Genomic DNA, 21,283 nt, shown 5'->3' on the forward strand with positions numbered 1-21,283 from the left:
CCTCCTCGTTGGGGCGCGGCGTCAGCCGGGCAGGTCGTAACGCATGGGTGCGGCGTTCTGGTCGCGCACGACCCGCGCGGGGGCGTGCCGGATGACCAGGTCCCGCAGCCGGGTGGCCAGGGGGTTGGCCAGCTGCTCGACCCGGCTCAGCCGCAGGGAGGCGGCCACCAGCCCTCGCGTGCGGTCGCGCCGGTCGGCCTCGTAGCGGCGCAGGGCGTGGGCGGGATCGCCGCCCGCGGCGAGGTGGTGCGCCAGCGCGTGGGCGTCCTCGACGGTCGAGCCCGCGCCCTGGCTGAGGCTGGTGAGCATGGGGTGGGCGGCGTCGCCGACCAGGGTGACCGGGCCCGCGCCCCAGGTGGCGAGGAACGGGCGGTCCTGGGCGGGCACGGCCAGGATGTCGGCCTCCGGGGTGGCCGCGATCACCTCGCGCACCTCCGCCGCCCAGCGGGCGAACGCGGCCTGGACGCCGAGCTTGCCGCCGGTCCAGCGGCGGGCCTGCGGCAGCGGCACGTTCTTGGTGCCCCACCAGTAGGCGTGGCCGCCGCCGATGTCGATCAGCCCGAAGCGCTGCCCCCTGCCCCAGTAGTGGGCGGCGCCGCCCTCGGGCAGGCGGGGGTGCGCGAAGGCGGTGGTGGCGATCCAGCAGACGTAGCCGTGCTCGCGGACCGGGTGCTCGCCCACGAGCCGCGCCCGCACCGCCGAGCGGATGCCGTCGGCGCCGACCAGGACGTCGGCGGTGCGGACGCCGCCGTCCGCCAGGGCGACCGACACCCCGGAGCGGTCGACGCGGTGGTCGGCGACGGCGGCGCCGTAGCGGACGGGGGTGTCGCCCAGCGAGTCGCGCAGCAGGGCGAGCAGGTCGCCGCGGCGGACGTTGACCACCGGGGAGCCCAGCTCGGCGGAGATGGCCCTGATCGGCAGGTCGCGCATGAGCCTGCCGTCCTGGGTGCGCAGGCGGAAGCTGGTGCACACGCGCCCCACGCCCGACCCGACCACGTCCAGGCCGAGGGCGGCGAGGACCTTGGTGGCGTTGGCGGCCAACCCGAGGCCGCCGCCCTCGGTGCGCGGGCCCGGCGCGGCTTCCAGCACCTCGACGTCGAAGCCCTTCGCGCGCAGGGCGATGGCCGTGGTCAGCCCGCCGACCCCGGCGCCCGCGACCAGGACCCTCACGACCGCCCCTCCCCCGCGCGGAACTGGCGGCGGATCACCGAGTCCAGCACCCGGTCGGGCAGCGCGCGGGCGGCCACCGAGGCGGTCCAGGCGTCCGGGCCGACCCGGTAGCGGGTGCGGGGGCGGCGGGCGGTCATGGCGTGGACGACGGCCGCCGCGACGGCCTCGGGCCGGGTGCGGCTGCCCCGCGCCCGCGCCTCGTTGGCGGCCACGAACGCCTCGAACCGCGCCCGGTACAGCGCGGCCACCTCGGCGGGCGCCTTGTCGAGCACGTCGCGGGCGGCGACCGCCACCTTGGACCAGATGGGGGTCATGACCGCGCCGGGCTCCAGCACCGACACGCTGACCGACAGCGGGGCCAGCTCGCGGCGCAGCGCGTCCGAGACGCCCTCCTTGGCGAACTGGGACGCGGCGTAGGGGCCGAGGAACGGGGCGGCGACCCGGCCGATGCCGGAGCTGACGTTGACGATCCGCCCGGCGGGCCCGTCGGGCGCGCCCCGCGCCCTGGTGCGCAGCAGCGGCAGGAACTCCTGGGTGACCGCGATCGCGCCGATCAGGTTGACCTCCAGCTCGGCGCGCAGGTCGTCCAGCGGCACGCACTCCAGCGGCGCGGACACGCAGATCCCCGCGTTGTTCACCAGGCCGACCAGCCCGGCCTCGCCGACCTCCCGGCGGACCTCGGCGCCCGCGGCGGCCACCGAGTCCTCCCCGGTCACGTCGAGCAGCAGCGGCCGGATCGCCGGGTGCGCCCGCGCGAGCCGGGCCGCGGCGTCCTCGGAGCGCACGCCCGCGTGCACGGTGAACCCGGCGCGGGCCAGCGCCAGCGCCGCGGCCTCGCCGAGCCCGGACGACGCCCCGGTGAGCACGACCGCGCCCCGGTTTCCGCTCTTCGCCATCGTCGACCTCTCGTTCCGGCGCCGGGCGGGGCCCGGCGGTGTCGTGAGGGCGGACCGCAGGGCGCCCACCGCCCGGTCGGCCAGGCGCTCGGCCCGCCGGTGGTCGACGGCGTCGGCCACGTGGGTGAAGTTCCAGTGCAGCGCCGAGTGGCTGGTGCTGACGGCGGCCACGAGGTAGCCGCTGACCGAGATGCCCGCGGCGAACTGCGCCCCGGACAGCGCGCACGTCCCGGCGCGGTCGGGGAAGTCGAGGCGGCCGAGGTTGGACAGGCACACGTTGCCCGGCCCCGACCGGTCGATCATCGCGACGACCCCGGCGCTGCCCTCGACCGAGCGGGGCGAGATGAACCGCAGCAGGGAGACCAGCGCGAGGTGGTGGTGGAGGCGCCTGCGGCGGCGCAGGTCCCGCTGGGCGCCTCGGGCGGTGCGCCACAGGTCGCCCGGCTCGACCCGCACGTGCGAGGGGACGGTGGCCACGTAGGCGCCCGCGTCCAGGGGGTCGACCGGTGGGACGAGGTCGGCGCGGAAGTCCACGGGGGACCCGATGGTGACCCTCCGCGCCGTCCGGGTCCCGCCCTCGTCGGCCACGGCCAGCGCCAGCGCGGCGGTGAGCGCGCCGTGCACGGTCACGCCCTCGGCGCGGCAGCGGTCGACCAGGCGGGTCAGCGTCGCGGGGTCGAGTTCGCGGTGCAGCAGCCGGGTGCGCCGCCGGGTGGGCGGCACCGAGGTGCCCGGCGCGAGCCGCCGGGGGCGGGCGAGGGCGGCGGCGAGCTGATCGGCCAGGGAGAGCGCGACCAGGTGCACCGCCCTGGGCAGACCGTTGACCCGCGCGGGCAGCAGCGCCTCGGGCGGGGGCAGCGGGGCGCGCGGCGGGGCGTCCGAGGGGGCGGCGGCCTGCTCCACCAGCTCCCGCAGCAGCGCCAGGGCGGTGGTGCCGTCGGCGATGACGTGAGAGGCGGTGAGCACCACGTCGTGCTCGTCCGGGCCGTGCTCGTCCTCGCCGTGCCCGTGCGCGCCGTGCCCGTGCTCGCCGTGCCCGTGCGCGCCCCGGCCGTGCCGGATGTGGACCACCCGGATCAGCGGGCCCGCGCGGTGGTCCAGCGGGGTCGCCAGCTCGACCTCGTCGACCTCGTGCTGCCACTGGTCGGGCCGGGTGGCCTCGACGCGGCGCACCGGGACGCGGGGACCGGTCGCCGGGACGAAGCGCGGCTCGGGGTCGGCGGCGACGGCCACCCGCAGCAGCGGGTGCCGCCGGACCAGGGTCGCGGCGGCCCGCTCCAGGTCGGCGGTCGCGCAGGGGCCGAGCACCCGGACCCGCGCGACGACGTTGAGCGCGGAGAGCCGGTCGCAGACCCAGTACCAGCGCTCCATCGGGCTCAGCGCCCGGCGGACCTCGCCCGCCGGGGTCACCGGGCCACCTCGACGCCCGAGTCGGCGCGGCGCGGGTCATCGGCGCGGTCCAAGCCGTCGCCGAGGACCCTGGCGACGGTGCGGACGTGCGGCGCGGTCATCATCGACAGGTGGTTGCCGGGGACCTCGACCACCTCGACGGGATGCCCGTCCGCCGCCCGCCAGCCGTTGCCCCGGTCGGCGAGCAGACCGCCCACCGCGCGGTGGGCGATGGCGAGGTTGGCGGGCAGCTCCTCGGCGGCGCGCAGCAGGCGCACCGGGCGGCGCACCCGTCGCGGCCGGTGGTCGAGCACCGCCCGGTAGTTGGCCCGGAAGACCTCGTAGAGCCTGCGCAGCAGCTGCGGCGAGCCGTCCTCGGGCAGGATGCCCAGCGCCACGCACCGGGCAAGGCCCTCGTCGAAGAGCCGCTCGGCGTCGAGGAGCGGCTCGGCGTCCCCGGTCGGGTCCGGCTCGTCGGCCAGGTCGGCCCCGCCGGAGGAGTACCAGAGCAGCTCGCGGAAGAAGAACCCGATGAGCTGCCGCTCCGGCACGGGTGGGCGGGCGCGCTCGCCGGGGGCTGCGGTGTCCAGGGCCGCGGTGTCCAGGGCGACGGTGTCCAGGAGGGTCGCGGTGGGCACCTGCGCCGCGCCGAGCGCCTCGGCGATCTCCAGCGCGACGTAGCCGCCGAAGGACCAGCCCGCGACGTGGAAGGGGCCGTGCGGGTGGACGCGGCGGATCGCGCGGGTGTAGGCGTCGGCCAGCGCGGGCACCGAGGTCAGCGGTTCGGTGCCGGGGTCGGCGCCCGCGGCCTGGAGGCCGTGCACCGGTCGGTCGCCGGGCAGGAGCGCGGCCAGCTCGCGGTAGCACAGCACGTTGCCGCCGATGGGGTGCACCAGGAACAGCGGCGTCCCGCGCCCGCCCTCCCGCAGGGTCACCACCGGGTCGAAGGCCGGTCGGCGGGCGCCGTGCGCCCGGATGACCCCGGCCAGCTCCCGCGCGGTGGGCGCGGCGAGGAACGCCTGGAGCGGCAGGTCCACCGCCCACCGCCGGGCGATGGTCATCGCGGCGCGGGTGGCGCCGATGGAGGTGCCGCCCGCGTCGAAGAAGCCGGTGTCCACGCCGAGTCGGTCCACGTGGGCGAACTCCGCCAGCAGCCCGGCGACGGCCTCCTCCAGCTCGTCCCCCGGCGCGGCGGGGGCCGGGGGGCGGGTGGCCAGCGCGCGCAGCGCGGCGTCGTCGCGCTTGCCGCTGGGGGTCAGCGGGATCGCCGCGACCCAGTGGTAGCGCGAGGGCGTCAGGTGCGGCGGCAGGTGCTCGGCCAGCCGCACCCGCAGCTCCGCGGGATCGACCCGCGCCGGGTCGCCGACCAGGAACGCCTCCAGCGCCGCGTCCCCGCCGCCCAGGTCGCGGGCCACCACGGCCACCTGCTCCAGCCCGGCCCGCTCCCCGGCGAGCCGCAGCAGCGCCAGCTCCACCTCGGCGCACTCGACGCGGTAGCCGCGCACCTTGACCTGGTTGTCGGCACGGCCCAGGAACACGATCCCCCCGTCCGGGAGCATGAGCCCGATGTCGCCAGTGCGGTAGCGCAGCCGCCCCGAGGGCGCCGCGACGAACCGCTCGGCGGTCAGGCCGGGCCGGTTCTCGTAGCCCTGGCCGAGGCACGGGCCCTCGACGTAGATCTCCCCCCGCGTCCCCGGCGGCACCGGTCGCAGCCGCTCGTCGAGCAGGCTGACCCCGACCCCCGAGACCGGGTCGCCGACCGGCGGCAGCGGCGGGTGCCCGCCGCCCCCCGGCAGCGGGTGGGCCAGCACCACGTGGGTCTCCGTCGGGCCGTACTGGTTCTCCAGCACCAGGGCCGGGTTGGCCGCGCACAGCGCGCGGATCTCGGGGGTGACGCGCAACTGCTCGCCGGAGGAGACGATGGAGCGCAGCGAGTCCGGGCAGGCGTCGACGGCGGCCTCGGCCAGCGCCTGGAGCGCCACGTAGGGCAGGTAGACCCGCTCGACGCCCGCCGCGCGGATCACCCGCAGGAGCGCGGGCACGTCCTGCCGCAGGCCGTCCTCGGGCACGCGCAGGGCGCCGCCCCCGCACAGGGTGGAGAAGATCTCCTGGAAGGAGACGTCGAAGCTCAGCGGCGCGAACTGCAGCGTGGTCGGCGCGCGCCCGCCCGCCGCCGCACGGCCGGTGGCGCGCCGGTTCTGCCACTCGACGAGGTTCGCCAGCGCCCGGTGGGGCATGGCCACGCCCCTCGGCTCGCCGGTGGAGCCGGAGGTGAACAGCACGTAGGCGATGTCCTCCGGTCCCGGTCGCGGCAGCGGCGCGGGGTCGCGCCCTGGCGGGGCCAGCAGCTCTGCGGGGTCGATCGTGGGCACGCCGCCGAGCGCGGCGCGCAGGTCCGGGTCGGCGACCACCCGCCACGGCGCGGCGATGTCCGCCATGGCGCGGACGCGGGCCTGCGGGTAGTCCGGGTCCAGCGGCACCACGGCCGCGCCCGCGCGCATGACGCCCAGCACCACCGCCACCAGGGCGACGCCCCGGCGCATCCGCACCGCCACGCGGGCGCCGGGCGGCATCCCCAGGTCCAGCAGGTGTCGGGCGATCGCGTCGGCGGTGTCGTCGAGCGCGCGGTAGTCCAGGCTCGCGGTGTCACCCACGACGGCGGTGGCGGACGGGTGCAGCGCGGCGGCGTGGGCGACCGCCTCGGTCACGTCGCGCCACCGGAGGGCGTCGAGGTCGATCGCGGCGTCGGGCCGCCGGACGGTGTCGGCAAGGACGCCGATCAGGAGCCTGCCGAACTCGGCGCACTGCTCGTCGGTGAGCGCGTCACCGCCCGAGCTCAGCCGCAGGGCCAGCCTGCCGTCGCGCGGGTCCACCACCGCGGTGGTGAGCAGGGCGAAGTTGGTCTCCTCGCGCACCGCCACGTCCACCAGCGACGCGGCGGGCGAGCCAGGGTCGTCGCCGCGCAGGGTCTGCGCCAGGACGTGGTGGTTGACGAAGTTGAACGCGGTCTCGAGCACCGGCCCGCCCCGCTCGTCCTGCAGGACGCTCAGCGGCAGGCGGCGGTGCGGGTAGGACTCGCGCTCCCAGCGCAGCACGTGGTCCACGGCCTCGCCCCAGGTGCGCGGGCCGTCGGCCAGGCGGACCGGGACGGTGTTGAGGAACAGCCCGGCGCACAGCTCCGCGCCCGCGCGCTCGGGGCGGGTGTGGGTGACGCAGCCGGTGGTGACGTCCTCCTCGCCGGTCACGGCCCGCAGCGCCAGGCAGTGGGCGGCCAGCAGCAGCGACTTCAGCGGCACGCCCCGGCGGCGGGCGAAGTCCTTGGCGCAGGCGTCCAGCCAGGCGGGCAGCACCAGGGTGCGCTCGCCCCCGCCGGGCGCGCTCACGTGCGCCCGCACCGACTCGACGGTGGTGGGCCGGGAGCGCTCCAGCGCCCGCGCCCAGTGGCGGTGGTGGGCCTGGTCGTGGCAGGCGTCGTGCTCGGCGCGCACCTGCTCGGCCAGCAGCAGCGCCGGGCTGGGGGCGCGGTCGGCGGGCGCGCGGCCCGCCACCAGCGCCAGGTGGTCCTCCAGCAGCTCGCCGACCAGGGCCGCCGCGCTCCAGCCGTCGAGGATCGCGTGGTGGAAGGCGAGCACCAGGTCCACCTGGCCGGAGTCGTCCCCGTGGACGACCGCGCAGACGCGGTGCAGTGGGGCGGGGTGGTCGGGGTCGTCGTCCAGCAGCGGGTAGTCGGCGTGGTGCAGCGCGTCCAGGCGGGCCTCGACCTCCCGCTCCAGCGCCTCGGGGTCGGCGGGGCCGTGGACGACCTCCACCGCGTCGGGCGCCTCGGCGAGGACGAGCTGGAGCGGGGTGGAGCGGCCGGTGAGGTCGAACGTCGAGCGCAGCGCGGGGTGGCGGCGCGCCAGGTCCGCCGCGGCGCGGCGGAAGGCGGCCTCGTCCCAGGGCAGGCGCAGCCGGTAGCGGAAGACGTCCTTGTACAGCGGGGAACCGGCGCGCTGGCGGCTGTGGAAGAGCATCCCCAGCTGGAGCCGGGTGGCGGGGAAGGCGTCCTCGACGCCGAGCAGGCCCGCGCGGTCGATCAGCGGCACCAGCTCGAACGGCTCGGTGACCGGGGCGACGGCGGGGAGGGCGGGCGCCGCCGCGTCCAGGCCCGCGGCGAGCGCGGCGACGGTGGGGTGGGCGTGGAACCGGTCGAGGTCGAAGGGCAGGCCGCGCCTCTCCGCCTCGGTGCGCATCCGCAGCACCAGGATGGAGTCGCCGCCAACGGTGAAGAAGTCGTCGTGCACGCCGAAGGCGTCGGTGCCCAGGACCTCGCGCCAGACCTCGGCGACGGCCTCCTCGAGCGGGTTGCCGGGGCGGCCCGAGCCGCGCTCGCGGCGGCCCAGCGCGGCCAGCGCCCGGCGGTCGACCTTGCCGCCGGGGGTCAGCGGCAGCCCGTCCACCCGGACGTACTCGGAGGGCACCATGTACCCCGGCAGCCGCAGGTTCAGCGAGTCCACCACCGCGCGCACCAGGTCGGTCCCGTCGGCGTGCGGTGCGACGAGGTAGGCGACCAGCCGGGCGCCCGAGCCGCCGTCCTCCGGGACGACCGCGGCGGCCGACACCCCAGGGCAGCGGGTCAGCGCGGCCTCGACCTCGCCGGGGGCGACCCGGTTGCCCCGGATCTTGACCTGGTCGTCGAGCCTGCCCAGGTACTCCAGGTCGCCGCCCGCCAGCCAGCGGGCCAGGTCGCCGGTGCGGTAGCGGCGGCCCTCGGGGATCGACTCGTCCACCACGAACGCCTCGGCGGTGAGCGCGGGCCTGCCCAGGTAGCCGCGGGCCAGGGCGACACCGGCGATGTTCAGCTCGCCGGGCACGCCGACCGGGCAGCGGCGACCGGCGGCGTCGAGCACCAGCAGCGCGGTGTTGTCGACGGGCCTGCCGATGGGGACGCGCGTCAGCGGGCCGTCGGCCGGGACGTCGTGGTGGGACACGTCCACGGTGGCCTCGGTGGGCCCGTACAGGTTGGTCAGCCGCGCCTCCGGGTTGCCGGCGGCGGCGAGCACCGCGCGGAACCGCTCCGCCAGCGCCGGGGTCAGCGCCTCGCCGCTGGCGAAGACCCGGCGCAGGGTGCGCACCCGCTCGGCGGCGCGCGGGTCGGCCTCCACGTGGTCGAGGAAGGGGCCGAGCATGGAGGGCACGAAGTGGACGACCGTGGCGCCGTGGCGCTCGATCGCGGCGGCCAGCTCGCGCGGGTCGCGCTCGGCGCCCGCCGGGAGCACCGCCACCGTCGCGCCCGCGTGCGCCCACCACAGCAGCTCCCACACGGAGACGTCGAACGTGGTGGGGGTCTTGTGCAGGACGACGTCGTCCGGCCCCAGCGGGTGGCGGCGCTGCATCCAGGCCAGGCGGTTGACCACCGAGCGGTGCTCGACCATCACGCCCTTGGGCACGCCGGTGGAGCCGGAGGTGTAGATGACGTAGGCGAGGTCGCCGGGCCGGGTGGTGGTGACCGGGGCGGGGACGGCGCTGTCGGCCGCGGGGTCTGCCGCCTGGTCCGTCCAGGGGGCCGCCGCCGGGTCGGCAGTGAGGTCAGCAGCGAGGTCAGCAGCGAGGTCCGCAGCGAGGTCCGCGTCGAGGTCCGCAGCGAGGTCCGCGTCGAGGTCCACCGCGAGGGACGGCACGCCGAGGTCGCCCAGGTCGACGTCGGCGATGGCGAGGCGGGCGCCGCAGTCGCCCAGGATGGTCCGCACGCGCTCGGCCGGGTGGGCGGGGTCGACCGGCACGTAGGCCCCGCCCGCCGCGTGCACCGCGTGGACGGCGACCAGGAAGCTCGGGGAGCGCGGCAGCACCACCGGCACGGGCTCCTCGGGTCGCAGGCCCCGCGCGCGCAGCAGCCCGGCCACTCGGGCGACGTGCCGGTGGAACTGCCGGTAGGTCAGCTCGCGGGTGGTCCCGTCCGGGTCGGACCAGGTCAGCGCGCGGCGGCCGGGGGTGCGCTCCGCCTGCTCGGCGAACAGCCGGTCGAGGGTGGTGGTCTCGTCGAAGCCCACCGCCTCGGGGCGCTCGAAGGCGTCGAGGCGGGCGGACTCGGCCCGGCCGAGCACCGGCAGCGAGCCCACCGGGGCGGTCGGGTCGTCCAGGCCCGCCCGGAGCAGGCGGGCGACGTGCCCGGTCACCGCGTCGACGGTCAGGTCGCCGTCGAGCACGTCGTCGGCGTAGAAGACGTCCAGGTGCAACGAGCCGTCGGAGCGGTGCTCGCGGGCGACGACGTTGACCGCGTCGAGGGCGTAGCCGGAGGCGAGCACGGTCAGCTCGACGTCCTCCCCGAGGCCGTCCTCGGGGACGGTGATGTAGGAGTAGGTGACGTCGAACAGGTCCCTGGCCGGGTTGCCCGCCGAGCGCAGCGCGGCGCGCAGGTCGCCGAGCGCGAACCGCTGGTGGGTCAGCAGCTCGCCGACCCCGGAGGCCACCCGGTCGGCCAGCTCCGGCAGCGTGTCCCGCTCGTCGACGGGCACATGCAGCGGAAGGGTGTTGGTGACGTGCGACATGGTGGCCCGCTCGGCGGGCGTGCGGCGGTTGAGCAGCGGGACGCCCAGCACGACGTCGCCCTCGCGGTGCAGGCGGCGCAGGTAGGCGGCCAGGGCGGCGGCGGTCACCGAGAACACCGAACGCCCGGTGGCGCGGATGCGGTCGACCACGTCGGCGTCCACCCTGGTGGAGTGGCGCAGGCGGCGGTGGGCGCGCGCGGACGCGGCGCGGGGGAACAGGGCGGGCCGCAACGGCGCCAGCACGTCGACCAGGGCGTCACGATCGGCCTCGCGCTCGGGTGAGCACCGGTAGCGCGCGTCGGCCGCCACCGCCTCCAGGCAGCTCGGCGCCGGGGAGAGCGGGGCCGGGGGCGCTTCGGCGCGGCAGGCGGCGGCGATGTCGCCGAGCGCGAGGTTGATGCCCCAGGCGTCGGCCACGACGTGGTGGAAGCGGGTGAAGACGACCAGGGAGGCGTCGTCGTCGACCAGGACCACCGTCCGCACCAGCGGTCCGGCCAGGGGGACGGGGGTGTCGACGGCCCGCTCGATCCACCGCAGGCACTCCCCCGCCGGGTCGGGCCCGGCGCGGAAGTCGACCACCTCGACGTCGGGGTAGTCGGGCAGCACGCGCTGCCGCCACTCGTCGCCGCAGACCTCCAGCCGCAGCCGCATCGCGTCGTGGCGCAGGGCGGTCCGGCGGATGGCGGCGCGCACCCGCTCGACGTCGGTGGCGCCGCGCAACCGCAGGTACCCGCTGGGCTGGGCCTGGCGCAGCTCGGGGTGGGCGAGGCCGACGCCCACGACGTCGCGCTGGTAGTGGCTCAGCGGGTGCGTTTCCCCGGTCGCCTCCGGCGGGGTGGTGACCGGCGGGGCGGTGGCGTGTGGAGTGGCGCCGTTCGGAGTGGCGCCGTTCGGGGCGGCGCGGTGGGGAACAGGGCTCTGCGGGGCGGCCCCGTTCGGGGCGGTGCCGTTCGGGGCGGTGCTGCGCGGGACAGCGCCATTCGGGACAGCGCCATTCGCAACAGCGCCGTGCGCGGGTGGGGCGGGTGGCGCGGGGGCGGGTGCTTCGGCGGTCGGGGTGACGAGGGTCAGCAGGTGCGTCGTGAGCGCCGCCGGGGTCTTGTGGTCGATCACGGCGTTGGTCGGCACCGGCAGGCCGGTGGCCCTGCGGAGCCTGTTGCGGAAGTCCACCCCGCCCAGGGAGTCGAACCCCAGGTGCTGGAACCGCGCGTTCGGGTCGATGTCCTCGGCCGAGTCGTGGCCCAGCACGGTGGCGGCGACGGCGCGGACCAGGTCGGTCAGCACCGCTCGGCGCTCGGCCTCGGGCAGGCCCGCCAGGTCGCCCGCGCGGGGCCGCCGCGCGGTGGCGGGGCCGCCCGCCGCGCGGGGCGCGGACCTGACCGGGCCGCCGAGCAGGGCGGGCCGGTCCGCCGCGCGCCCGGACGTCGGGTCGAGGCGGGCCGGGACCAGCAGCGCCCGGCCGTCGTCCAGGGCGGCGTCGAACAGGGCGAGGCCCTCGGCGGCGGACATGGCGGTGAAGCCCGCGCGGCGCAGCCGGGCGAGGTCGCGGTCGTCGAGGTGGCCTGTCATGCCGGAGCCGTCCGCCCACAGGCCCCAGGCCAGCGCGGTCGCGGGCAGGCCGCGCTGGCGGCGGTGCTCGGCCAGCGCGTCGAGGAAGGTGTTGGCCGCGGCGTAGTTGGCCTGCCCCGGCGTCCCCAGCAGGCCCGCCGCCGAGGAGAACAGCACGAAGGCGGCCAGGTCCAGGTCGGCGGTGGCCTCGTGCAGGCGCCAGGCCGCGTCGAGCTTGGGCCGCAGCACGCGGTCGAGCCGCTGCGGGGTCAGCGCGGTGAGCACGGCGTCGTCCAGCACGCCCGCGGCGTGGACGACGGCGGTGAGCGGGTGCCGCGCGGGCACGGCGGCCGACAGCGCGGCCCACGCCCCGGGTTCGGCCACGTCGCAGGCCACGACCAGGGGTTCGGCGCCCAGCGCGCGCAGGTCCGCCACCAGCGCGCGGGCGGCCGGGGCGTCGGGTCCGCCGCGCGAGGCCAGCAGCAGGCGCCGCACGCCCCTGGTGGTGACCAGGTGGCGGGCGAGCAGGCCGCCCAGGACGCCGGTGCCGCCGGTGATCAGCACGGTGCCGTCGGGGTCGAGGGGGCGCGGGAGGGTGAGGGCGAGCTTGCCGGTGTGGTGGGCCTGGGCGAGGGTCCTGAGCGCGGCGGGTGCCTGCCGCACGTCGCGCACCGACACCGGCAGCGGGCGCAGCGCGCCCCGCTCGAACAGCGCGCCCAGCTCGGCCAGGGCCGCCCCGGTCTCCTCCGGGCCGACCTGGGTCAGGTCGAAGTGCCGGTAGCGCACGCCGGGACGGGTCCCGGCGATCTCGTCGGCGTCGCGCGGGTCGGTCTTGCCCAGCTCGACGAAGTCGCCGCCGCGCGGCAGCAGATCGAGCGAGGCGTCGACGAACCCGCCCGCGAGGGAGTTGAGCACCACGTCCACGCCCGCGCCGCCGGTGGCTGCCAGGAACCGGTCGCGGAAGTCGAGGGTGCGCGAGCCCGCCACGTGGTCCTCGGCCAGGCCCGCGGCGCGCAGCAGGTGCTGCTTCGCGGGGGAGGCGGTGGCGAAGACCTCGGCGCCGAGGTGGTGGGCGAGCCGGGTGGCCGCCATGCCGACCCCGCCGGTCCCGGCGTGCACCAGCACCCGCGCGCCGGGGGTGAGCCCGCGCAGCGCGAAGTGCGCGGTGAGGAACACCGCCGGGGTGGCGGCGGCCTCGGCCCAGGTCCAGGAGTCCGGGAAGCGGGCGAAGTAGCCGCGCTCGCGCGCCACCACCGGGCCGACGCCGTAGAACATGCCCATGACCCGGTCGCCGGGCGCCAGGTCGTGGACGTCGTCCGCGACCTCCAGCACCACGCCCGCGCCCTCGTTCCCCAGGTCCACGAGCGGATCGGGGTAGAGCCCGTGGGCGATCATGACGTCGCGGAAGTTCAGCCCGACCGCGCGCACCGCGACCCGCACCTGTCCGGGGGCGAGCGGTCGCCGCGACTCGGGCCAGTCCGCGAACGCGGTGTTGGCCGCCTCCAGGGTGCCCGCGCCCAGGGTGCGCAGCCGCCAGCCGGGGCCGCCCAGCAGGTCGAGCCCCTCGGTGACCGCGCCGGACGCGGGCGCCAGGCGCGGCGCCACGAGCGCGTCCCGCCGGAGCGCCACCTCGCCCTCTCCCGCCGCGAGGGCGGCGAGGGCCCGCGGGACGCGGTCGCGCCAGCCCGCCCAGTCGTCCAGGTCCACCAGCGCGACGCGGTCGGGGTGCTCGGTCCGGGCGCTGCGCACCAGCCCCCACACCGGGGCGGCGGCCAGGTCCTCGACGTCCTCGCCGGGACCGGTCGACACCGCGCGCCGGGTGAGCACGACCAGGGTGGCGCCCTCGGCGCGCGGGTCCGCCAGCCACCGCTGCACGAGGAGCAGGACCTCGTCCAGCGCCCGCCGCGCCCGGTGCGGGAGGTCCGCGCCGTCGGCGGCGGCGTCGAGGCGCAGGACGACGGCCCGCGCCGGGGTCCCGCCGACCCACTCGGCCCACTCCACCCACTCGGGGACGCCCGCCGCGCCCACCGGCACGGGGGTCCACTCCACGCTGTGCAGCGCGTCGCGGACCCCGGCGCGCACCGCGTGGAGCCGGTCGGGGGTGATCGGCCGCAGGAGCAGCTCCCCCACCTCGCACACCGGCTGCCCGGTGGGGTCGGCCAGCGCCAGCGCGTAGGTGTCGGGGCCGGTCTCGGTGATGCTCACCCGCAGGGCGGTGGCGCCCACGGCGTGCAGCCGGACGCCCGACCAGGAGAAGGGCAGCCTGATCCCGCCTGCCCCGGCGTCGGGGGCGACGTGCACGAGGGCGTGCAGGGCGGCGTCGAACAGGGCCGGGTGCAGGTCGAACTCGCCGGTGCCGGACTCCCCGGTGCCGGACTTCCCTGTGCCGAACTCCGCTGTGCCGGACTCCCCTGGGCCGAACTCCCCGGTGCCGAACCCCCCTGTGCCGGACTCCGCTGTGCCGGACTCCCCTGGGCCGCCCCCGCCGGGCAGGGCGACCTCGGCGTGGATCTCCGCGCCACGGCGCCAGAGCGCGCGCAGTCCCCGGAAGGCCGGGCCGTAGTGGTAGCCGCGCGCGGCCAGCCGGTCGTAGGCGTCGGACACGTCCACCGGTTCGGCGCCCTCGGGGGGCCAGGCGGCCCGGTCCGGCGCGGGCGCGGGCGGTGCGGCGCCCAGGGAGCCCTCGGCGTGCTTGGTCCAGCCTGCCCCGGCGCCCAGCGAGGTGTCGCGGCGGGAGTAGAGCCGCACGCCGGGGCCGTCGGGGGTGCCCCCGGTGACGACGACGCGCAGCAGCACCGCGCCCTCCGCCGGGACCACCAGCGGCTCGCGCAGCACCAGCTCGGTCACCTCGGGGTGGCCCGCGCGCCGCCCGGCGAAGGCGGCCAGCTCGACCACGGCCGCGCCGGGCAGCAGCACCACCCCGTCCACGGCGTGGTCGGCCAGCCAGGGGTGGGTGGACAGGGAGAGGCGGCCGGTGAACTGGAGGCCGTCGTGCTCGGGGTGGTCGTGCGCGGCGTCCAGCAGCGGGTGCTCCGGGGCCGGTCCGGCCGGGGTCGTCCCGGTGGTGGGCGGCAGCCAGAACCGCTGGCGCCGGAAGGGGTACGTGGGCAGCTCGACCGCGGGCCGGTCGCCCAGGCGGGCGGTCAGGTCCACCGGCAGGCCCGCGGCGTGCGCCTCGGCGACCGAGGCCAGCAGGCGGCGCGGGCCGCCGTCGTCGCGGCGCAGGGTGCCCACGACCACGACCGGGTCGTCGACCGGGGCGTCCTGGAGCGACTCCTCCACCCCCACGGTGAGCACGGGGTGCGGGCTGACCTCGATGAAGAAGCGGTGCCCGCGCGCGTGGGCGGCGCGCACGGCCTCCTCGAAGCGCACCGTGCGCCGCAGGTTGCGGTACCAGTACGCGGCGTCCAACCGCCCGCCCTCGACCGGTCCGCCGGTCACCGAGGAGAGGAACTCCACCTCGCAGGCGGTGGGCGCGATGTCGGCGAGCGCCCCCTGGACCGCGCCGTCGAGCGCTTCGACGTGCGCCGAGTGGGACGCGTAGTCCACCGGCACCCGGCGGACCCGGACGTCGTCGGCCTCGGCGGCGGCGACGAACTCCCCGATGGCCTCGGCGTCGCCGGAGACCACGGTCGAGCGCGGCCCGTTGACCGCGGCCACCTCCAGCCTGCCCGCCCAGGGCGCGAGGCGGGCGACGACCTCGGCGGCGGGCAGCGGCGCCGAGGCCATGCCGCCGGTGCCCGCGATGGCGGTGATGGCCTTGCTGCGCAACGCGACGACCGCGGCGGCGTCGCGCAGTGAGAGCGCTCCCGCGACGCAGGCGGCGGCGATCTCGCCCTGGGAGTGCCCGATCACCGCGGCGGGGCGCACGCCGAAGGACTGCCAGCAGCGGGCCAGCGAGACCATGACGGCGAACAGGGCGGGCTGCACCACGTCCACCCGGTCGGGTCCAGGCGCGCCGGGGGCGCCGCGCAGCACGTCGGACAGGGACCAGTCGACGAACTCGGCGAGCGCAGCGCCGCACTCCTCGATCGAGGCGGTGAACACCGGGTCCACCCCGAGCAGCCCCGACGCCATGCCCACCCACTGCGAGCCCTGGCCGGGGAAGACGAGCACCGCACCCGCCTCCGCCCGCGCCCGGACGGTCTCGGCGTCCCCGGCGAGGGCGGTCAGCCCGGCGAGCGCTTCGGCGCGGTCGCCCGCCACCAGCACGGCGCGGTGGTCGAACCGGCTGCGGCGGACGGCGAGGGTGTGGGCGGTGGCGGCCAGGTCGAGGTCGGGGCGGCGGTCCAGGTGCGCGCGCAGCGCGGCGGCCTGCTCGCGCAGGGCGTGGGCGGTGCGGGCGGAGAGCACGAGCGGCGCAGGCGGCTCGCCCGACGGGGCGGGGGTCGCCGCGCGGTCGGGGGGCGGGGCCTGCTCCAGGACGACGTGGGCGTTCGTCCCGCTGATCCCGAACGAGGACACGGCCGCGCGCCGGGGCCTGCCCGCGGCCGAGGCAGGCCAGGGGGTGGTTCCGGTCGGGACGCGCAGGGCGCCCCCGGACCAGTCGACCGCGCCGGTGGGGCGGGTCAGGTGGAGGGTGCCGGGCACCAGGCCGTGCCGGAGGGCTTCCACGGCCTTGATCACGCCCGCGACCCCGGACGCGGCCTGGGTGTGGCCGATGTTGGACTTGATCGACCCGATCAGCAGCGGGTCGTCGGCGCGGCGGGCCGCGCCGTAGGTGGCCAGCAGGGCGCGGGCCTCGACGGGGTCGCCGACGCGGGTGCCGGTGCCGTGCGCCTCGATCACGTCCACGTCGGCGGGGGTGAGCCCGGCGTCGGCGAGGGCGGCGCGGATCACCCGCCGCTGGCCGTGCTCGCTGGGCGCGGACAGCCCCTCGGACGCGCCGTCCTGCCCGATGGCGGTGCCGCGCAGCACGGCGAGCACGGGGTGGCCGAGGCGACGCGCGTCGGAGAGCCGTTCCAGCACCAGCACTCCCGCGCCCTCGGCGACGCCGAACCCGTCGGCGTCGTCGGAGAACGGCTTGCTCACCCCGTCCGGGGCCAGCGCGCCGAGGTGGCCGAAGCCGACGAGGATGCTGGGCGCGCACACCACGTTCGCGCCGCCCGCCAGCGCGAGCGAGCACTCGCCCGCGCGCAGCGCCCGCACCGCGAGGTGCACCGAGGTGAGCGACGAGGAGCAGGCGGTGTCCACCGTGACGGCAGGGCCTTCGAGCCCCAGGGCGTAGGCGACGCGGCCCGAGGCCACGCTCGGGGTGGTGCCGGTGGTGAGGTGGCCCGCGTGCTCCAGCGCCCCGGCGAACACGCGCGGGCCGTACTCCTGCGCCACCACTCCGAAGTAGACGCCGGCGTCGCTGCCCGCCAGCGCGTCGGGGGCGATGCCCGCGCGCTCCAGCGCTTCCCAGGACACCTCCAGCAGCAACCGCTGCTGCGGATCCATGGTGAGCGCTTCGCGCGGGCTGACGCCGAAGAAGGCGGCGTCGAACTCCCCCGGTCCGTCCAGGAAGGAACCGCCGCGCGCGTAGGTCGAGCCGGGCGCGCCGGTGTCGGTCAGCGCGCGCAGGTCCCACCCCCGGTCGCCGGGGAAGTCCGGGCGGGCGGCGTTCCCGCCGCGCAGCGCGAAGTCCCACAACTGCTGCGGCGAGGACAGCGCCCTCGGGTAGCGGCACCCCATCCCGACCACGGCGACGGGATCGGCGGACGCCTCCCCGCCGCTCCGGGCGTTCCCCTCGGCCGAGCCTCCGCGCAGCCCTGCGTGCAGCAACATGCTCAGCCCTTCTCCACAGGCAGAGATCCGAACACGGCATATTTCCGCGATTGCGGCATTCCACTCGACCGGGAAGACCGGAATTGTCCTGAGTGGATTTTCGAGCCCCTCGATCAATCTTGGGTGCCACCCGACTATGCCCCGCGTCGCCGGGCACCGTCAACGCCGTGGCTATTATCAAGCCGGGACACCCGATCAGGTCGAAGTGATGACGTGACCGGTTCGGCGCAACGGATACTGTGGACGCCCGGCGGGCAAGTGACGAAACTATCCGCCAACTCGTGCGGGCAACGGATTTCATCACCCGAGCGGCGGAATGCCGGGTGACCTAAAGCGAAGCCTTCGGAACGGGGACTTCGCGGCACCGAAGCATGAGCACGGCGCACCCCGCTCACGACGACCAGGAGGTCGGTTGACATGACAGCGCACGGGGAGCGGTCCCGCGTGGAGAACCGCGGGCTCGTGGAGATGGGTTCGGACCACTGGCTGGACGCGCTGCTGGGGCGCGTCCCGCACCGACCGGCCGCGCTGGCCACGCCGCCCGCGGGCAGCGGCCTGCGGCCGGTCCCCGGCGACCGGGGCCTGCCGTTCGTCGGGATGGGGGCGCACACCGCGCGCTACGGCCCGGCGTTCCTGCTGGCGCTGATGCGCAGGCACGGCCCGGTGTCGTGGTGGCGGGCGTTCGGCCGCAGGATCGTCGCGGTGTCCGGCCCCGAGGCCGTGCAGGTGGTGCTGGCCAACCGGGACAAGGCGTTCGTCAGCGGCTGGCCCTCGGTGATCGGCCCCTGGTTCGACGGCGGCCTGCTGGCGATGGACGCGCCCCGGCACCTGGCCGACCGCCGCCTCGTGCAGGCGGCCTACGGCGAGGGGGCGGTGGACGGGTACCTGCGCCTGATGGCCGAGGACCTGGACGAGCGCTTGGACCGGTGGCCGGTCGGGGCACGGTTCGAACTGGTCGGCGCGGTCAGGGAGCTGTCCGGGCAGATCACCGCGCGGGCGTTCCTCGGGGTGCCCTACGACGGGGTCGGGAAGAGGGTGGTGGACGCGGCCGAGGAGTGCATCCGGGCCGAGACGGCGCTGGCGCGGGTGCGGCTGCCCGGCACGCGGTGGCACCGGGCGCACCGGGCTCGCGCGTGGCTGATCCGGCACCTGGGCGAGGCGGTGCCCGAGGCGCGGGCCCGCGCGGGCGAGGACTTCCTGTCGGTGCTCAGCCGCGTCGAGGGCTTCGACGACCGGCAGGTCGCGCTGCACGCGCTGTTCACCGTGATCGCCTCGCACGACACGACCACCGCGGCCACGCTGGCCTCGGCCTACTTCCTGGGCAAGCACCCCGACTGGCGGGAGCGGGCCCGCGCCGAGGCGGCCGGGGCGCCGACGCGGGACGCCGCGGCCGTGGACCGGCTCACCACCCTGGACCTGGTGGTCAGGGAGAGCATCCGGCTGGTGTCGCCGTCGCCGATCCTCATGCGGGTGGCCGCGCGGGACACCGAGGTGCTGGGGCACCACATCCCGGCGGGGCAGCTGGTGTCGGTGTGCACGGGGGTCAACCAGCTGATGCCGGAGCTGTGGTCGCGGCCGGACCGGTTCGACCCCGAGCGCTTCGAGCACGCCGAGGACCGCGGGCGCCGGTTGGCCTGGGCGCCTTTCGGCTGGGGCGGCCACAAGTGCATCGGGATGCGGCTGGGAATGCTCAAGGTCAAGGCGACCCTGGCCGCGTTGCTGCGCCGTTGCGAGTGGAGTTACCCGGAGTCCTACGAGGCGCCGTGGCGGTTCACGTCGCTCCCCGCACCCCGTGACGGATTGCCCACGGTGCTGCACCGGGTTTGATCATCCAATAAAGACTCGATAAACCGGGTCCGCGCAGGCGGGCGGCTTTTTTCCACACCCCCGAAATCACCCCCCTTGGTCGCGTCGGCTTTCTGTGCCATGGTGAGCCGGAGGCGATGGGAACGTGCCGAGGGGAGAACGCGATGTGGCGTCGACGGCTGCTGGTCCTGCTCGGTGTGGCGGGATTGCTGTCGGGGGCGGTCCCGGCGATCGCCGACCCGGTCGGGCGGCCGGACGCCGTCCGCACCGCCGAGGGACCCGTGCGGGGGGTGGTCGAGCGGGACGCGCGGGTCTTCCGGGGAATCCCGTTCGCCGCGCCGCCGGTCGGCGAGCTGAGGTGGCGCCCACCGCAGCCGGTGCGGCCGTGGCGCGAGCCGCTGGACGCCACCGAGCCCGGCGCCGCGTGCGCGCAGCCCTCGGACTTCGGCCTGCCGGAGAGCTTCGTCGAGGACTGCCTGTACCTGAACGTCACCACCCCCCGGCGCGGCGGCCGGAACCTGCCGGTCATGGTGTGGCTCCACGGCGGCTCGTTCACCACCGGCGCGGGCGCGATCTACGACGCCCGCGCGCTCGCCGCCAGGGGTGACGTGGTGGTGGTGACCCCCAACTACCGCCTCGGCCCGTTCGGCTTCCTGGCCATGCCGTCGCTGACCGCCGAGTCGCCCGGCTCCCAGTCGGGCAACTACGGCATCCAGGACCAGCAGGCCGCCCTGCGCTGGGTGCAACGCAACGCCGCCGCGTTCGGCGGCGACCCGCGCAACGTGACGATCTTCGGCGGCTCGGCGGGCGGGGCGAGCGTGTGCGTGAACCTGACCTCGCCGACCGCGGCGGGCCTGTTCCACCGGGCCATCGCCCAGAGCTTCAGCTGCGCCAGCGAACTGGCCTCCAAGCAGCAGGCCGAGGCGGCGGGCGTCCGGCTGGCCACCGGCTTCGGCTGCCCCGACCCGGCCACCGCGGCGGCGTGCATGCGCACCAAACCGGTCCGCGAGCTGACCCTGTCCTGGCCGGGCGGCTTCCCGGTGGTCGGCGGCCCGGAGCTGCCGCTGCACCCCCCGGAGGCGCTGCGCCGGGACCGCTTCAGCCACGTGCCGCTGATCATGGGCAACACCCGCGACGAGATGCGCCTCTACGTCGGCCTGGAGTTCGAGGCCAGGGGGAACCCCGTCACGCCGCAGCTGTTCGAGCAGCGCGTCCGGGAGACCTTCGGCGGCGCGGCCGACCGGGTGCTCGCCCGGTACCCGCTGTCCGCCTACCCGACCCCCGCGATCGCCCTGTCGACGGTGGTCACCGACGCGGGCAACACGCTCGCGACCTGCGACCACCTGGCGGGCTACCGGCTGGCCTCGGCCAGGCCGCGCCCCGTGCCGGTGTACGCGTACCAGTTCGCCGACCGCACGGCCCCGGTGCCGGTGGAGATCCCCGGCCTCGACGAGGGCGCCATGCACGCCACCGAACTGCCCTACCTGTTCACCGGCGTCTTCGGCGAGCCGCTGACCGGCCCCCAGCGCGACCTGTCGAACCGGATGATCGACTACTGGACCGCCTTCGCCCGCACCGGCGACCCCAACCGCGCCGGACTGCCCGCCTGGCCCGAGCACCGCCCCGACGCCGGGGCGAACGTCCTGACCCTGGACCTCGCCACGAGCGGCGGCACCCGTCTCACCGACGTGGCGCGGGCGAGCAACTGCGCTTTCTGGAACTCGATCGGCTTCGGCGACGGCCCGCGCGAACCCCGGTGACGCGCCCCGGTCAGCGCACCGGCACGCCGTCCACATAGGACAGCGGTTCGGAGACCGGCACCGGGTCGACAGCTCCTCGAACCGGGGGGGGCGGTCCAGCGGGTCTCGGTGGGCGGCAGGAACGCGGCCAGGGTGCGGCCCCCGAGGGCGCACCGGTGCGCGGCCACGCGCTCGACCGCCGCCTCGTGCTCGGCGTCCGAGGCGGTGGCCGACGCGTGCCGCACTCGGGTCAGGGGGCGGTGGCCCGCCCAGCTCCACTCGATCGCCTCGGTGTCGAACCGGGTGGTCAGGCGTCCTCCGAGGACACTCGCCCACCCGTGCCAGACCCCCCGGGAATCCCGATACCGGGACGGTAGCGGGGAGCACCGGCAACTTCGGGGTTCTCGCAGTTCCGGACACCGCGGAGCGCGACCGGTCGGGC

General features: G+C 77.0%; 5 protein-coding genes. 2 read left to right on the forward strand and 3 right to left on the reverse strand.

From position 1 onward, the window contains the following. Positions 1–21 precede the first annotated feature (21 nt). The 3 genes from AMIR_RS22890 to AMIR_RS22905 are packed head-to-tail and all read right to left on the reverse strand — an operon-like array spanning position 22 to position 17,296. Positions 22–1,170 carry an FAD-dependent monooxygenase gene (locus AMIR_RS22890; RefSeq protein WP_015803322.1) on the reverse strand — a complete coding sequence of 383 codons (1,149 nt, stop codon included), beginning with the start codon at positions 1,168–1,170 and terminating at the stop codon, positions 22–24. Then, positions 1,167–3,476: an SDR family NAD(P)-dependent oxidoreductase gene (locus tag AMIR_RS42215; protein WP_015803323.1), complete on the reverse strand. Its 2,310-nt coding sequence runs from the start codon at positions 3,474–3,476 to the stop codon at positions 1,167–1,169. Before AMIR_RS42215 ends, AMIR_RS22890 begins: the two co-directional genes overlap by 4 nt. Beyond that, complete coding sequence (locus tag AMIR_RS22905) at positions 3,473–17,296, reverse strand: hybrid non-ribosomal peptide synthetase/type I polyketide synthase (RefSeq protein WP_015803324.1); 13,824 nt, start codon at positions 17,294–17,296, stop codon at positions 3,473–3,475. Before AMIR_RS22905 ends, AMIR_RS42215 begins: the two co-directional genes overlap by 4 nt. A 417-nt stretch (positions 17,297–17,713) precedes the next feature. Here AMIR_RS22905 and AMIR_RS22910 point away from each other — a divergent pair, with 417 nt between their 5' ends. Together AMIR_RS22910 and AMIR_RS22915 are read left to right on the forward strand one after the other, a co-directional pair. Then, the gene (locus tag AMIR_RS22910) at positions 17,714–19,123 is read left to right on the forward strand and encodes a cytochrome P450 (RefSeq protein WP_015803325.1); all 1,410 of its coding nucleotides are present in this window, start codon (positions 17,714–17,716) and stop codon (positions 19,121–19,123) included. 143 nt (positions 19,124–19,266) lie between these two features. Next, complete coding sequence (locus AMIR_RS22915) at positions 19,267–20,862, forward strand: carboxylesterase/lipase family protein (RefSeq protein ID WP_015803326.1); 1,596 nt, start codon at positions 19,267–19,269, stop codon at positions 20,860–20,862. Positions 20,863–21,283: the final 421 nt, after the last annotated feature.

The sequence above is a fragment of the Actinosynnema mirum DSM 43827 genome (genome assembly GCF_000023245.1).
GTDB classification, from domain to species: domain Bacteria; phylum Actinomycetota; class Actinomycetes; order Mycobacteriales; family Pseudonocardiaceae; genus Actinosynnema; species Actinosynnema mirum.

Coding starts and splice junctions, on each gene's coding strand:
- AMIR_RS22910 (WP_015803325.1), top strand. CDS start 17,714: ATGACAGCGCACGGGGAGCGGTCCCGCGTGGAGAACCGCGGGCTCGTG.
- AMIR_RS22915 (WP_015803326.1), top strand. CDS start 19,267: ATGTGGCGTCGACGGCTGCTGGTCCTGCTCGGTGTGGCGGGATTGCTG.
- AMIR_RS22905 (WP_015803324.1), bottom strand. CDS start 17,296: ATGTTGCTGCACGCAGGGCTGCGCGGAGGCTCGGCCGAGGGGAACGCC.